General features: G+C 39.8%; 15 protein-coding genes. 4 read left to right on the forward strand and 11 right to left on the reverse strand.

The window, feature by feature from the left end; genetic code table 11:
* Positions 1-73: 73 nt before the first annotated feature.
* From F2A31_RS04895 to dapD, 4 genes are all read right to left on the reverse strand, one after another.
* Complete coding sequence (locus F2A31_RS04895) at positions 74-490, reverse strand: hypothetical protein (protein ID WP_150025445.1); 417 nt, start codon at positions 488-490, stop codon at positions 74-76.
* A gap of 32 nt (positions 491-522) precedes the next feature.
* The gene (gene queC / locus F2A31_RS04900; RefSeq protein ID WP_017394498.1) at positions 523-1,191 is read right to left on the reverse strand and encodes a 7-cyano-7-deazaguanine synthase QueC; all 669 of its coding nucleotides are present in this window, start codon (positions 1,189-1,191) and stop codon (positions 523-525) included.
* Positions 1,192-1,266: 75 nt separating this feature from the next.
* A complete protein-coding gene (gene queE / locus F2A31_RS04905; protein ID WP_150025446.1) occupies positions 1,267-1,977 on the reverse strand; it encodes a 7-carboxy-7-deazaguanine synthase QueE in 711 nt (236 codons plus the stop codon).
* A 145-nt stretch (positions 1,978-2,122) separates the two neighbouring features.
* Entirely contained in the window at positions 2,123-2,944 is an 822-nt protein-coding gene (gene dapD / locus F2A31_RS04910) for a 2,3,4,5-tetrahydropyridine-2,6-dicarboxylate N-succinyltransferase (protein WP_150025447.1), read from the reverse strand.
* A 297-nt stretch (positions 2,945-3,241) separates the two neighbouring features.
* On the opposite strand from dapD, the gene carO reads away from it, so the two are divergent.
* A complete protein-coding gene (gene carO, locus F2A31_RS04915) occupies positions 3,242-3,994 on the forward strand; it encodes an ornithine uptake porin CarO type 5 (RefSeq protein ID WP_150025448.1) in 753 nt (250 codons plus the stop codon).
* 84 nt (positions 3,995-4,078) lie between these two features.
* On the opposite strand, the gene F2A31_RS04920 is transcribed toward carO, so the two are convergent.
* From F2A31_RS04920 to F2A31_RS04945, 6 genes are all read right to left on the reverse strand, one after another.
* A complete protein-coding gene (locus tag F2A31_RS04920) occupies positions 4,079-5,002 on the reverse strand; it encodes a CysB family HTH-type transcriptional regulator (protein ID WP_150025449.1) in 924 nt (307 codons plus the stop codon).
* Positions 5,003-5,158: 156 nt separating this feature from the next.
* Entirely contained in the window at positions 5,159-6,232 is a 1,074-nt protein-coding gene (locus F2A31_RS04925; protein WP_150025450.1) for a sulfate/molybdate ABC transporter ATP-binding protein, read from the reverse strand.
* 4 nt (positions 6,233-6,236) lie between these two features.
* On the reverse strand, positions 6,237-7,121 hold the full coding sequence (gene cysW / locus F2A31_RS04930) for a sulfate ABC transporter permease subunit CysW (RefSeq protein ID WP_005084559.1): 885 nt from the start codon (positions 7,119-7,121) through the stop codon (positions 6,237-6,239).
* Positions 7,118-7,951 (reverse strand): sulfate ABC transporter permease subunit CysT, encoded by an 834-nt coding sequence (cysT, locus tag F2A31_RS04935; protein WP_004640046.1) that lies wholly within the window; start codon positions 7,949-7,951, stop codon positions 7,118-7,120. Before cysT ends, cysW begins: the two co-directional genes overlap by 4 nt.
* Positions 7,952-8,022: 71 nt before the next feature.
* Positions 8,023-8,625 carry an RBBP9/YdeN family alpha/beta hydrolase gene (locus tag F2A31_RS04940; protein WP_075315178.1) on the reverse strand — a complete coding sequence of 201 codons (603 nt, stop codon included), beginning with the start codon at positions 8,623-8,625 and terminating at the stop codon, positions 8,023-8,025.
* Positions 8,626-8,661: 36 nt separating this feature from the next.
* Positions 8,662-9,663 carry a sulfate ABC transporter substrate-binding protein gene (locus tag F2A31_RS04945; protein ID WP_005084562.1) on the reverse strand — a complete coding sequence of 334 codons (1,002 nt, stop codon included), beginning with the start codon at positions 9,661-9,663 and terminating at the stop codon, positions 8,662-8,664.
* A 250-nt stretch (positions 9,664-9,913) separates the two neighbouring features.
* Here F2A31_RS04945 and pabC point away from each other — a divergent pair, with 250 nt between their 5' ends.
* The 3 genes from pabC to tmk are packed head-to-tail and all read left to right on the forward strand — an operon-like array spanning position 9,914 to position 12,404.
* Positions 9,914-10,726, forward strand: a complete 813-nt coding sequence (pabC, locus tag F2A31_RS04950) for an aminodeoxychorismate lyase (protein ID WP_008941792.1) — start codon at positions 9,914-9,916, stop codon at positions 10,724-10,726.
* Between the two features lies 1 nt (position 10,727).
* The gene (gene mltG / locus F2A31_RS04955) at positions 10,728-11,804 is read left to right on the forward strand and encodes an endolytic transglycosylase MltG (protein ID WP_150025451.1); all 1,077 of its coding nucleotides are present in this window, start codon (positions 10,728-10,730) and stop codon (positions 11,802-11,804) included.
* Entirely contained in the window at positions 11,805-12,404 is a 600-nt protein-coding gene (tmk, locus tag F2A31_RS04960; RefSeq protein ID WP_150025452.1) for a dTMP kinase, read from the forward strand.
* A gap of 251 nt (positions 12,405-12,655) precedes the next feature.
* On the opposite strand, the gene nadB is transcribed toward tmk, so the two are convergent.
* On the reverse strand, positions 12,656-14,293 hold the full coding sequence (gene nadB, locus F2A31_RS04965) for an L-aspartate oxidase (protein WP_171490635.1): 1,638 nt from the start codon (positions 14,291-14,293) through the stop codon (positions 12,656-12,658).
* Positions 14,294-14,554 lie beyond the last annotated feature (261 nt).

Below are 14,554 nucleotides of genomic sequence, written 5' to 3' on the forward strand. Positions count from 1 at the left end.
AATATAAGTTCGATTTTAACAGAGTTACAAAAAAGCCTGCATAAATGCAGGCTTGATTTTAAGCAATATCAGCTTATTTCTTAGGAGCTTGCTGTTGAGCAGCTTTCATCGCTTCTTCAGTTAACTTTTCTAATTTGTTAACCAGTGGAGCACCTAAACAAGCTTGTAGATCTTTATTTTGTTGCTGTACAAAAGCTAAAGAACTTGGGCTTTTCTTGGCGTTAATTGCGCTTTGGATTTCCCATTTTTGAGCTTCAGTTACTTTACCTTGAGCATCAATTTGGCAACCGCAGAATTTGCTTACTTCTGCTGCTGTTAATTTACCGCCTTTAGCCGTTTGGTCCTTACATACGTTGACCAACGCTGCTTTTACATTGGTACTTTTATATGCAGCTTCGAGTGGATTGGTGTTTGCCTGAGTTGCCGTTGCAACTAAAGCAGTCGCCGCCATCATTGTAGAAAGAATAAGATTTGATTTTAAAAACTTCATATATATGTACCTAATTATTACCCTAATATCGTCTAGTTGGTATAACGCGTAGGATCCGCAATACCTGCTTCGATAAAACCTTGTTGACGTAAACGGCAACTGTCGCATTTGCCACATGCACGTCCTTGAGCATCTGCTTGGTAGCAGGATACCGTTTGACTATAGTCTACGCCATGTTCGATACCTAAGCGTATAATATTCGCTTTGGATAAATGTAACAAAGGTGTTTCAATTTTAAGAGGTTTTCCTTCAACGCCAGCTTTTGTTGCAAGACGAGCCAAATTGGCAAAAGCGTCAATAAATTCTGGACGGCAGTCAGGATATCCTGAATAATCAACAGCATTGACCCCAATCACGATGGCTTCAGCATCAAAAACTTCGGCTGCAGCGAGGGCATAAGACAAGAAAATTGTGTTACGTGCTGGAACATAAGTTACAGGAATACCTTCTTGTAATTGTTCTGGTACATCAATGTTATGATCTGTAAGTGCAGAACCACCAAGATTACCTAAATCAATATTAATAACACGATGCTCTACACCAGCACGTTGTGCAAGTGCTTTGGCCGCATCTAATTCTGTTGTAGAACGTTGACCGTACATAAAACTGATAGCGACACAATCATAACGCGCTTGTGCCCAAGCGAGGCATGTTGTTGAGTCTAAGCCACCAGACAATAATACGATGGCACGAGAACGCATATTATTTTCCATGATTCAACCTAAAAATATTGATTAAGAACGGATGTGACATTCACACAAACCAATTCTGAAATTTTAACGACCTGATTCATCATTCCAGAGCAGTTTATGTAACTGGAGTTGGAATCGAACAGGGAGATGGTCGTCTAAAATCCACTGAGCCAAATCACGTGCTAAAGCAGGAAGGGCAACAGCACCTTTTTCAACAGCAAAAGCAGGAGAGAACCAAACTGTACTCACTTTATCTTGCAGTTGGAATTGTTCAAGTTGTTGTTTAGACCATTCATAGTCAGCGCGATTACAAATCACAAATTTGATTTGATCATGTTGGGTTAAATAGTCGAGATTGGTTAGCAAGTTGCGATGATCTTCTTTAGATGTTGGTGTTTTTAAGTCAAGAACTTTAGAAACACGCGAATCAACTTTTGATACATCCAACGCACCACTGGTTTCAAGTGATACTTGAAACCCTAAATCACATAAACGCTGTAACAATATTAAGCAATTGGGTTGAGCAAGAGGTTCACCGCCAGTGACACAGATATATGGTGTTTTGTATTGGCTTGCTGTTTCGATGATATGTTCTAGTGATAAACGTTCACCTCCTTCAAAGGAGTAAGTGGTATCACAATAACTACAACGTAATGGACAGCCTGTTAAACGAATAAAAACTGTTGGTAAACCAAAAGTATTCGCTTCGCCTTGCAAAGAATAAAAGATCTCAGTGATACGTAAACCAGCCGCAGGATCAGAAACAGGGATTGCAGAAGAACGTAAGGACGCCATAATAGTTACCACGAAACAGTTGCTACAGAAGCAGCAGGCTATATAAAAACAAAATCTCTACGATTAGTGATAACCGTAGAGATGAGGAGCGATTGAAGCGACGAAAAGCTCCGAGAAGCGATCACTCCGCAGAATAAATTACAGCTTAGTCAGCGCGTAATAGATCATTCAAGCTCGTTTTAGCGCGAGTTTTTGCATCTACTTTTTTCACAATGATCGCAGCGTAAAGACTGTAAGTACCACATTTTGATGGAAGGCTGCCCGCAACGACCACAGAACCAGCTGGTACACGACCATAATGAACTTCACCAGTTTCACGATCATAGATCTTAGTCGATTGACCGATGAATACGCCCATAGAAATTACAGAACCTTCTTCAACGATAACGCCTTCCACAATTTCAGAGCGCGCGCCGATAAAGCAGTTATCTTCAATAATCGTTGGATTTGCTTGTAATGGTTCTAAAACACCACCGATCCCGACACCACCAGATAAGTGAACATTTTTACCGATTTGAGCGCATGAACCAACAGTTGCCCATGTATCTACCATGGTACCTTCGTCAACATATGCACCGATATTGACATAAGACGGCATCAATACAACATTTTTTGCTTGGAAGCTACCACGACGAGCAACAGCTGGAGGAACAACACGTACACCAGCAGCTTTAAATTGTTCTTCAGTCCAACCAGAGTATTTGGTTGCTACTTTGTCATAGAACTGTAGATCACATGCTTCGATTGGTTGGTTATCATTGAGTTTAAACGAAAGTAAAACGGCTTTTTTTAACCACTGATGAACAACCCATTCACCATCGATTTTTTCAGCAACGCGAAGTGAGCCATTGTCTAAACCTGTTAATGCTTCTTCTACAGCTTGACGAATTTCTGTAGGGCAGTCCGCAGCGCTAAAGTTGGCACGGTCTTCAAATGCTTGCTCGATGATTGTAGAAAGCTGAGACATGATCTTCCTTCTTCCAAAAAAAAATTTTTAAAGATTTTACACTAATTTGATCGAAGAATCTTTGAAAAAAGTCGTTACAATAAATTGTTGGAATTTTATGCAATAAATTTGTCATAAAATGAAATATGTTGTTTTTTATAAATTATTTCCGAATACACAATTACGTCTAATTTGTATCAGAAAATAACAAAAAGTAATCATTTTCTGTATAAAAAGTTATCAGGCATTCTTTTAATATGAGTTTACAGAAACAATTATATTGAAATTGAAATAAAAGTATTTTTTAAGGAGACCTCAATGAAAACTTTGCGTGTTATTCTTGCTGCGGGTGTGCTAACTGCAATTGCAGGTACTACATTTGCTGACGAACAAGTCGTTAGAGAATCAGCTTATGCATTTCCTTCTTTCTTAAATCCAGTTTCAGTACGTGCTGAAGTCGGTACTACTGGTTATGGTGGTGCGATTTCTTATCGTGTTAATCCATACGTTGGTGTAACTTTAGGTTATAACGGCGGTGATATCTCTTGGTCTGATGAGTTAAAAATCGATGGTACCAAGTATGATATGGACATGGACAATAATAACACGTATTTGAATGCTGAAATTTACCCATGGGGTACAAGTCAAAATACGTTTGTGCGTTCACTCTATGTTGCAGCAGGTGTTGCTTACTTAGATAATGAATATGATTTGAAAAAGCGTATTGGTACCAATAGTTTAGTGCGAGTTGATGGTGAGCGTTTTACAACAGACAACACCCAAAAAGCGCAAATTGATGGTAAAATGAAATATGATAACAATATTTCACCATACTTAGGTGTGGGTATAAACGCGCCTGTATATAAAAATATTGGTTTGTTCGGTGAAATGGGTGCCTACTATACAGGTAATCCGACTGTAAACTTAAAAACTTCTGGCGATGATCAAATCATTGGTAGTAAGGGCAACACTTTAGAAAGTGCTGTAGCAAAAGAGCAGCATAATATTGAAAACAAAGGTAAGTATGAGTGGATGCCAGTGGCTAAAGTAGGTGTGAGCTTCAAGTTCTAATCCATACATTTACCATAAAAAAACGAGCACTATGCTCGTTTTTTTATGTCTTATTTTTCCCAATTACAAAATATTTATACAGATTTACTCTTCGGGATAAGCAACTTTTTTTAGTGCTTTAATATCTGTAGTTGGGGAGCAAAGCGAGATAAATTCATAACCATAGCCACGTAGTAGATGGCCTTTGCGAACGGCGATCCAAGTCGTATTTACGCCAAATACATCTGTTTTAATTTGTTGAAGGCGATAATCTCGTTCTGCATCATAAGCGACATCGTTGACAATACCGACGCCCATATTGAGTTCAACATAGGTTTTGATTACATCTGCATCCAAGGCAGACATCACAATATCTGCATGTAAATGTGCATCTTCAAATGCTTTATCAATTTTAGAGCGACCAGTGAAGCCACCATGATAAGTAATCAATGGATACTCAGCTAACAACTCTAAACTGATGTGATCTAATTTACTCAAAGGGTGGTCTTTAGGTGTGATAATACTATGGTGCCATTCATAATAAGGAACACTCGCTAAGTTCTCTTCTGTGGTTAAAGATTCAGTGGCAATACCAATATCGGCTTCACCTTGAAGAAGCATTTCAGCGATTTCTACAGGACTTGCTTGTTGTAAAACCAAATGAACCTTAGGAAATAGTTTTTTAAATTGATTTACGATCGGCGGGAGTACATAGCGTGCCTGTGTATGTGTAGTGGCAATGGTAAGAGTTCCCTCATCCACTTTGTTAAAGTCATCCGCAAGACGTTTGATATTGTCTGCGTCAACTAACATACGTTCAACAATATTCAGTAAAGATTCTCCGGGCTCAGTTAAGCCTAATAAACGTTTTCCTTTACGTACAAAGAGCTGTACGCCTAATTCATCTTCCAGATCTTTAATATGTTTACTCACGCCTGATTGTGAGGTGTAAAGTGCTGCTGATGCTTCAGTGAGATTAAAGTTTTGACGAACAGTTTCTCGAATAATTCTGAGTTGTTGAAAGTTCATAAATATTTGTTCCTTGCAAAAGCATGGTAATTCGAAAGCATTTTATCTCTATATTTCCCTAAATCCTCATTTAATAAAGGGAAAATTCCACAAAAGCATGGAATTTATTGCTTTTGTGGACACCTTCCTTTCAACGGACGGTGGGGAGAGTGATTCTTAAGCAACTTGTATGCTTGTTTGATCTGCAAATAAATGAAGCTGGGCAGCACTAATCCAAACCGTTTGATTCGGTTTGAATTGATGTAAGTTTGCTTCCTCTACACTTAATAAAATTTCGATAGTACGTCCACTGCGATCTTGTAATTCAGCGATGACTTTACCTGCAATCCATACTTCGCGTAAAAATGTTGCTTCAATGGTATTTGCTTGAGGTTGAGCGTGAATATGCAATTCATTTGGTCTTGCAAATGCAATCACTTTACCTTGAGGTGCTTGTACCGCTGTTGGTAGTTGAATGCGATCATCACCGATACGGATAATACCGCCAGTATGTTCGCCTTCGAAGCGATTTGCTTGACCCAAGAAATCAAATACAAAAGGCGTCGCTGGTTTTTCATAGACTTCACGGGGAGAACCAATTTGCTCAACATCTCCTTTGTTCATGACGATGATTTGATCAGCAACTTCTAATGCTTCTTCTTGGTCATGGGTTACAAAGATAGACGTGATATGTAGTTCATCATGTAGGGTGCGTAACCAACGACGTAGTTCTTTACGAACTTTAGCATCTAAGGCACCAAAAGGTTCATCCAGTAATAACACACGAGGTTCAACTGCAAGCGCACGTGCAAGAGCAATACGTTGGCGTTGCCCACCCGAAAGCTGAGCTGGATAACGATCTGCCAAAAAGCCCAGTTGAACGAGGTCGAGTAAACGCGTTACACGCTTTTTAACTTCGGCTTCTGATGGTCGAGTTGCTCTTGGGCGGACACGTAAACCAAATGCGATATTGTCAAAAACAGTCATGTGACGGAATAGCGCATAATGTTGAAACACAAAACCTACTTGGCGTTCGCGTACGTGGATGTCGGTTGCATCTTCACCTTCAAGTAACACTTGACCGCCATCTGCTGACTCTAAGCCTGCAATAATGCGCAATAATGTGGTTTTTCCACAGCCTGAAGGACCCAGTAATGCAACTAATTCACCTTCAGGAAAATCTAAAGAGATATTTTTTAGCGCATGGAATGCACCAAAGTGTTTTTCAATATTTTTAACTTGAATACTCATGTGTTCATTCCTTAATGGGTTGGCTGTTTGCTTGTTCTTGGCGGATTTCCAACCAAGTTTTCAAGATCAAGGTGATGATTGCTAAAAATGCCAGTAATGAAGACACAGCAAATGCAGCACTAAAGGTATATTCGTTGTAGAGAATCTCAACGTGTAGAGGCAAAGTATTGGTTTCACCGCGAATATGTCCTGAAACAACAGAGACTGCACCAAACTCACCCATCGCACGGGCATTACACAGAATGACACCGTAGATAAGACCCCATTTGATGTTCGGTAGAGTCACTCTCCAAAAGGTTTGCCAACCAGAGGCACCCAATACGATTGCAGCCTCTTCTTCTTCAGTACCTTGGGCTTCCATTAATGGAATGAGTTCCCGAGCCACAAAAGGAACGGTAATAAAGATTGTGGCGAGGACAATTGCGGGTACGGCATATAGAATCTTAATGTCATGATCCATGAGCCAACCACCGATCCAGCCTTGTGAGCCAAAAATTAAAACAATCATTAAACCAGCAATGACCGGTGATACTGAAAAGGGCATATCGATAATGGTGGTTAATATGGCTTTACCACGAAACTGAAATTTAGCGACAGACCATGCTGCAGCAACACCAAATATTACATTAATTGGTACGGCAATCGCTGCTGTCAATAAAGTTAATTTCACTGCTGATAAGGTATCTGCATCGGTTAAAGCATTGATATAAACGGCTAGACCTTGCTTAAATGCTTCTGCAAAAACCAAAATGAGTGGCAAGATTAAGCAACTTAGAAAAAAGATAAGTGCAATGCCAATCAAGCTATAGCGGACCCAAGTCGGCTCACGAGTTGCATCTCGAGCCTGTAATTTGAGTGCTAAAGCATTGCTATTGTTATTTAAACTCATTGTGCAACTCTCCCTGTGCGACGGCTCGCCCATGCCTGTATTAAATTAATTAAGAATAAAATGGCAAAAGAGAGAATCAGCATGACTACAGCAATGGTTGTTGCACCAGCATAATCATATTCTTCTAAACGAGAGATAATCATTAAAGGCGCAATTTCAGTTTTATAAGGCATATTGCCCGCAATAAAAATCACAGAGCCATATTCTCCTACGCCACGAGCAAAGGCCAGAGCAAAACCAGTCAGTAAGGCAGGAAATAAGATAGGCAAAATGATTTTGGTAATGGTTTGCCAACGATTTGCACCCAATGCGGAAGCAGCTTCTTCTAGTTCTGTTTCAATATCACTCAAAACGGGTTGTACAGTACGAACAACAAACGGTAAACCAATAAAAATCAATGCCAACGTGATACCAATCGGAGTATAGGCAACCTGAATTCCTAATGGTTCAAGATATTGTCCAATCCATCCATTTTTAGAATAGAGTGAGGTGAGCGCGATACCTGCAACTGCTGTAGGTAAGGCAAAGGGTAAATCGACTAAAGCATCTACTATTCTTTTACCAGGGAAGCTATAGCGAACTAAGCACCACGCTAGGAGTAAACCAAAGATCACATTGACAAAAGCAGCGATCAGCGCAGCGCTAAAGCTGAGTTGTAATGATTTTAAGATTCGCTCTGACGTTAGAATTTCCCATAACCCGTCCCAACCAATTCCAAAAGATTTGATAAAGACGGCTGATAAAGGGATCAGTACGATTAAAGACACGTAAGCGAGGGTAAAGCCTAAGGATAGGCCAAACCCAGGCAGCACTCGGGAACGCTGCGACATGATATTTCCTCAAAGAGAAATGTTTGCTAAACAAGCAAATAAGCTAAATATAAAAATATAAGGAGCGAGAGTTAGGCAAATTTCACATTAAAATTTGCCTGAGGCATTCGAGTTCGCGGTTGCATGTTTTTTTCAGGCAATAAGTAATTCAGGATTTCTGGAAACGGACCAAATCCTGATGCCACATTGACATGACCAACAGCACCTAAATTGATCGGGGTGAGCTCCCATGCTTGTGCGAGTTGTAAAGCATCGACATAACCTAACCATGGGTCATTTTCACTGATCAATAAAGTCGTCGGTAAATCAATTTGAAGTTGATGAAAATATTGTTTGTAGTCAGTTAAACTGTGGCGTGCAAAACCACTTTCACCAAAACGTGCAGGATTTGCTGGAGCGACTAGCACTAGATTTTTTACTTTAGCTTTCAATTCAGGATGTTCTGCAAGTGCTGCGACACTGGTTAAGCAACCAAAACTATGTGCAACAACTTGGACTGGAGAGTTGATTGCTTCTAATGCGCTGAGAAACTCGGTAACCCATTCACTTAATACTGGTCGATCCCAATATTTTTGTTGTACACGAGAGCTAGACACCAGTTGTTGCTGTAACCAAGACTGCCAATGCTGTGCTTCGCTACCACCTACACCCGGAACAATTAAAGTGTGAACCATGTCTGCTCTCCTGAGAATTTCTTCTAAAAGTAATTCTTATCGGCTGTTTGCCTTAACAATCTGATCAAAGATTCCGCCATTATCAAAATGCTGTTTCTGCACTTTGGTCCAGCCGCCAAATTCTTTGTCGATGGTGATTAGTTTGAGCGGCTTAAATACGCTTTGGTATTTTTTCAGTACATCGGCATTACGTGGTCTGTAAAAATGACGTGCAGCGATTTCCTGACCTGCTGGTGAATAGAGGTAGTTCAAATAACCACGTGCAATTTGTAGGTTGCCATTTTTAGTCGCATTTTTTTCTACCACTGCAACGGGAGGCTCTGCCAAAATCGAGAGCGAAGGAACGACAATTTCAAATTTGTTTGGTTGTTCACGTATTGCAAGGAATGCTTCATTTTCCCAAGCCAATAAAACATCACCAATGCCGCGCTCAGCAAATGTGGTTGTTGCACCACGTGCACCAGAATCAAGTACTTTGGTCTGTTTATAGATTTGGCGGACAAATTCTTGTGCTTTGGCATCGTTACCATTGGGCTGATGTTTTGCCCAAGCCCAAGCTGCTAAATAATTCCAGCGAGCGCCACCTGACGTTTTTGGATTCGGCGTAATAATTTCTACGCCCGGCTTAATTAGATCACCCCAATCTTTAATTTGCTTAGGATTATCTTTTCGTACTAAAAATACGATGGTAGACGTATACGGCGTTGAGTTATTTGGTAATTTTTTCTGCCAATCATTAGGTAGCAATTTTGCATTTTTGGCAATTTCATCAATATCCGCAGCTAAAGCTAAAGTTACGACATCGGCATTTAGACCATCAATAACGGCACGTGCTTGTTTACCAGAACCACCATGTGATTGTTTGAAATTAATATCTTGTCCAGTACGTTGTTTCCAAAAGCTACCAAATTGTTTATTAAAATCTGTATATAGCTCGCGTGTTGGATCATAAGAGACATTTAAAAAGTCTTGAGCAGCCAAACTGGATGCTGAAAGTAAAGCAGCCAAAAGACCAACTTTGAGCTGAGATAAACGCATAAAAACCCCTTGAAATTACATAAGCATTTAGAATATGGATGCAGCATAACGCTGGTTTTTTTGCAAAAAAAATAATAAAAAAAGCATTTGTTATGAAAAAAAGAGAAATATATAAATGTGATAAGTTATGCTGAATCGTTGATAAATAATAAATTTTTATTTCAGTGTTTTAGTTGTTATAATTTTTCAAAATCAAAGAGTTATTCGCTTTTAAACTTTGATTCTGATAAACTGAAAAGGTGCTTAGATCATGCAATGCTATAAAAATGGACAGTTAATTGATTCCATTCCTTTACTTGATCGGGCATTTCATTATGGAGATGGTTGTTTTACAACTGCGCGTATTTTTGATGGGTGTTTTGAGTTAAAGGAACTGCATTTTGCACGTTTACAACTAGCTTGCCAGCATTTGAGTTTAAAAACTGATTTATCCTTGATCGACAAGGTTTTTGAACAATTACAACAGCAATTTCAAAGCCTAAATGGCACACTCAAAGTTGTGATTAGCCGCGGTGAAGGTGATCGTGGTTACAGTCTACCTTTACATGCTGCTGATCTTTATGTGTGGTATTACCCCAAAGTAATGCAAGCTTTTCAGCCTGAATGGATTGAGAGTGGCTTACTCAATCATGCCTTGGGTTTAAACATGCCACACCTTGTAGGTTTAAAAACATTGAATCGTCTTGAACAAGTTTTGCTTAAGCAAGAAGCGGATCAACGGGGGTGGCTAGAAGCCTTAGTCAGTGATGTGCAGGGTTATATCGTAGAAGGGGTGAGCAGTAATTGTTTTATTCGTATAAATGATCAGTGGATTACGCCTGAACTTCGTTATAATGGCGTCCACGGTGTGATGCGAGCCAAAATCTTATCTCGAATGCAACAATACAATGTGTCATGCGAACAACGTTGTATCGGCATGGATGAGATTGATCGTATTCAAAACCTGTTTTTTTGCAATGCATTGCATCCGATGCGAGCGGTTGTACGATTGAATGATCGCGCGTTAGCGCAACAACCATACCTTGATTTATTTGAAACTTTAAAACTTAGCCAGATTGATTAATATGCCAAAGCCACCAAACTCAAGCAAAAGTAAGAAAAAACTAAAAGCAAAGCCGAAATCAAGATTTACCTTTAAAGCATTTCTTGTATTTATCTGTGTTTTTACGATGGTGGTCTTTGGCGTGATATGGGCAAATTTATTTAAGCCTTATCCAATGGAGAATAAAAAACAATTATTAGTGATTTCATCTGGAGATACATATTCTCGTTTCATTGATCGATTGGCTGAAGAACAGAAGGTAAGTTTCCCGATCATTTTAAAGCTCTATCAGAAATTTATGATACATGACAGTATGAAAGCTGGTGTATATGAGCTAACTAAAGGGATGAGTGTTCGTCAAGTGCTGGATATGCTTGCCAATGCAGATAATGCTCAAATGAATCGAATATTGGTCATCGAAGGGACAAACTTCAAGCAACTTGTACAGAAGTTAAAAAATGATCCGAATGTGACCAATACAATTTTAGATTTGCCTCAAGATCAATTACTAAAAGCTTTAGATATTTCCTATGCTCATCCTGAAGGATTATTTGCACCGGATACTTATTTTTTTGCGAAAGGTGAAACAGACAAGAAAATTTTGACGGATTTATATCGTCGTCAAATGAAAGCATTGGATGAAGCATGGGCTAATAAGGCGGCTAATCTGCCATATAAAAATAAATATGAAGCATTAATTATGGCTTCGATTATTGAAAAAGAAACTAGTTTGGATAGCGAGTTACAGCAAGTATCAGGTGTGTTTGTTCGTCGACTAAAAATAGGCATGCGCCTGCAAACTGATCCAACCGTCATATATGGTATGGGAGACAATTACAAAGGTAATATCACACGTAATGACCTACGGACACCAACAGCATATAACACCTATACCATTTTCGGTTTACCTCCAACACCGATTGCTTTGCCAAGTAAAAAAGCAATTGAAGCGGCGATGCATCCTGATGATTCGCAGAATCTTTATTTTGTTGCAACAGGCACAGGTGGGCATAAATTTACAACCAATTTGCAAGATCACAATCGTGCAGTACAAGAGTATTTGGCGGTTTTACGTGCCAAGAAGCAGGAGCAACAGTAAATGTTTATTAGCTTTGAAGGTACCGAAGGCGTAGGTAAAACCACGCTGATTCGTAAAATTCATCAGTATTTTGAACAGCAAGGTAAAGAAGTCGTATTAACCCGTGAGCCGGGTGGTACACCTTTGGCGGAACAAATTCGCTCTTTATTATTGGCAGTGAATCATGAAGAGCAAATGAGTCATGATACCGAGCTATTATTAATTTACGCTGCCCGTGCACAGCATTTACAGCAAGTGATTTTACCTGCATTAGAAGCAGGCAAGATTGTGCTGAGTGATCGTTTTACTGATGCCAGCTTTGCTTATCAATGTTCTGGTCGTGGCTTAAGTCAGGAAAAGTTGCAACTGTTAAATCAAACCTTTGTCGCGAAAATGCCGAATATCACCTTTTGGCTGGATGCGCCGATTGAGTTGGGAATGACCCGTGCACGAGAGCGTGGTGCATTGGATCGTTTTGAGCAAGAGAAATTGAGTTTCTTTGCTAAAGTTCGTGCAGGTTATGAGACTTTATGGCAAGCAGAGCCGGAACGGATCAAACGTTTGGATGCAACACAGAATGCGGATGTTGTGTTTGGAGAGGCGCTGCAATATTTGAAATAGACGTTAAGCAATAGTAAATCTGAAAATAGCCTGATTTTTAGTATTTGAATTCAAGTTGTTATTCACTATCGAGATCGGCGGCATGGATGCAGCCAGTTGGACAGGGGTAACAAGGATGTACCCTCTGCCCAACAATGGATTTTGATTACTTTGATCCTTCAAAGTAATGTATTGCCTATACAAACGAGATCTAATTATTCTGCTTATATGAGGCAGTGCCAATTAAAAATAATAGATGAATAAATTGGGTGTTATTCATTCACCAACGGTTGTTCCACCTTAAAATTTGGTGGCGTTAACACTGTTTTACGAATTTCATTAGAAAGCTCAGGATAATCCAGTGTGTAATGCAAACCACGTGATTCCTTGCGTTCCATCGCACAACGTACAATCATTTCCGAAACTAAAACGAGGTTACGCAATTCGATCAGGTTCTTACTGACGCGGTAATCTTGATAGTATTCATTGATTTCACGCTTCAACATTTCGATACGGTGTAAAGCACGTTGTAAACGTTTCGTCGTACGAACGATGCCGACATAGTTCCACATCGTTGAACGTAGTTCATCCCAGTTTTGCAGGATGACCACATCTTCATCTGCATCGGTGACTTGAGATTCATCCCAAGATGGTACATCTGGAAACTCAAAGCTTGTGTTGTATTTGCTCTGAATATCTTCTGCTGCACTCATGCCGTAGACAAAACATTCAAGTAATGAGTTACTCGCCATACGATTTGCGCCGTGTAAACCAGTATAAGAGGTTTCACCAATCGCATATAAGCCATCTAAATCAGTTTGGCTATGTTCATCGACGACGACACCACCACAGGTATAGTGAGCCGCAGGAACCACAGGGATCATGTCTTTGGTAATGTCGATCCCAAGCTCAAGCAAACGTGCATACAGTGTAGGGAAGTGTTCAGTAATAAATTCAGGTGATTTATGCGTAATGTCTAACCAAACGTGACGAATACCTAAGCGTTTAATTTCATGGTCAATAGTACGTGCCACAATGTCACGCGGTGCAAGTTCGGCACGTTCATCAAAACGCAGCATAAAACGTTCGCCATCTGGTAAACGCAGATATGCACCTTCACCACGCATTGCTTCGGTAATTAAGAAAGAACGCGCTTTCGGGTGATATAAACAAGTAGGATGGAATTGGTTAAATTCCATATTGGCTACACGGCAACCTGCACGATAGGCCATAGCAATACCATCACCTGTTGCAATGTCAGGATTTGAAGTATACAGATACGCTTTCATTGCACCGCCACAGGCGAGGGCAGTAAATGGTGCTAAAAAGGTATGAACTTGTTCGCTATCTTCATGCAGTGCATATAGACCAATCGCACGATTCTTTTGATTTTGATGACCCAGTTTGTGCAGGGTGATTAAATCAATCGCAATGTAATTTTCAAATATTGTAATATTTTCACGCTCTTTAGCGCGCTCAACCAAAGTGGTTGAGATAGCTTTGCCTGTAGCATCAGCAGAGTGAATGATACGACGCTGAGAGTGGCCACCTTCACGAGTGAGGTGAAGTTGTTCATCATCGTCTAAAGTAAACTGCACACCTTGCCCAAGAAGGAAATCAACAGAAGGTTTTCCTCCTTCAACTGTATGTTTGACAGCATCTAGTTCACATAGATGCCCGCCTGCAATCATAGTGTCATTAATATGTTGTTGAATGGAGTCTGTTTCGTCTAATACCGCAGCGACACCACCTTGCGCGTAGAAGGTACTGGCTTCTGTTAAGGCTGCTTTTGCTAAAATCGCAATGTTGTAATGACTTGGTAAAGAGAGCGCAAGACTTAAACCTGCACCGCCACTGCCCACAATAATCACATCAAAATGGTGAATTGTTTTTAAATCAGGCATGTCAATCTGCTTCAGTTTTAAACGTTTGCTAATGACAACGCTTTTTTATCAAAAAGGCAAGGGCCAATCTGCCTAGAATTGAGTGATTTTTTAGCGAATGAAATGTGAGATAGTGGTTTATCCAATACAGATGTTTTGAAGTAAATCGAGAAAAATTAAGAAATTGTTTGGGTAGATCGCTGATACGTATTCGTAAACTTAAGGCTCTTCATAATTTCTTCATATTTTATGGGAGATTTCTATTCTATGCCTTGAAAATATAAACAT

Source organism: Acinetobacter suaedae, from assembly GCF_008630915.1.
GTDB classification, from domain to species: domain Bacteria; phylum Pseudomonadota; class Gammaproteobacteria; order Pseudomonadales; family Moraxellaceae; genus Acinetobacter; species Acinetobacter suaedae.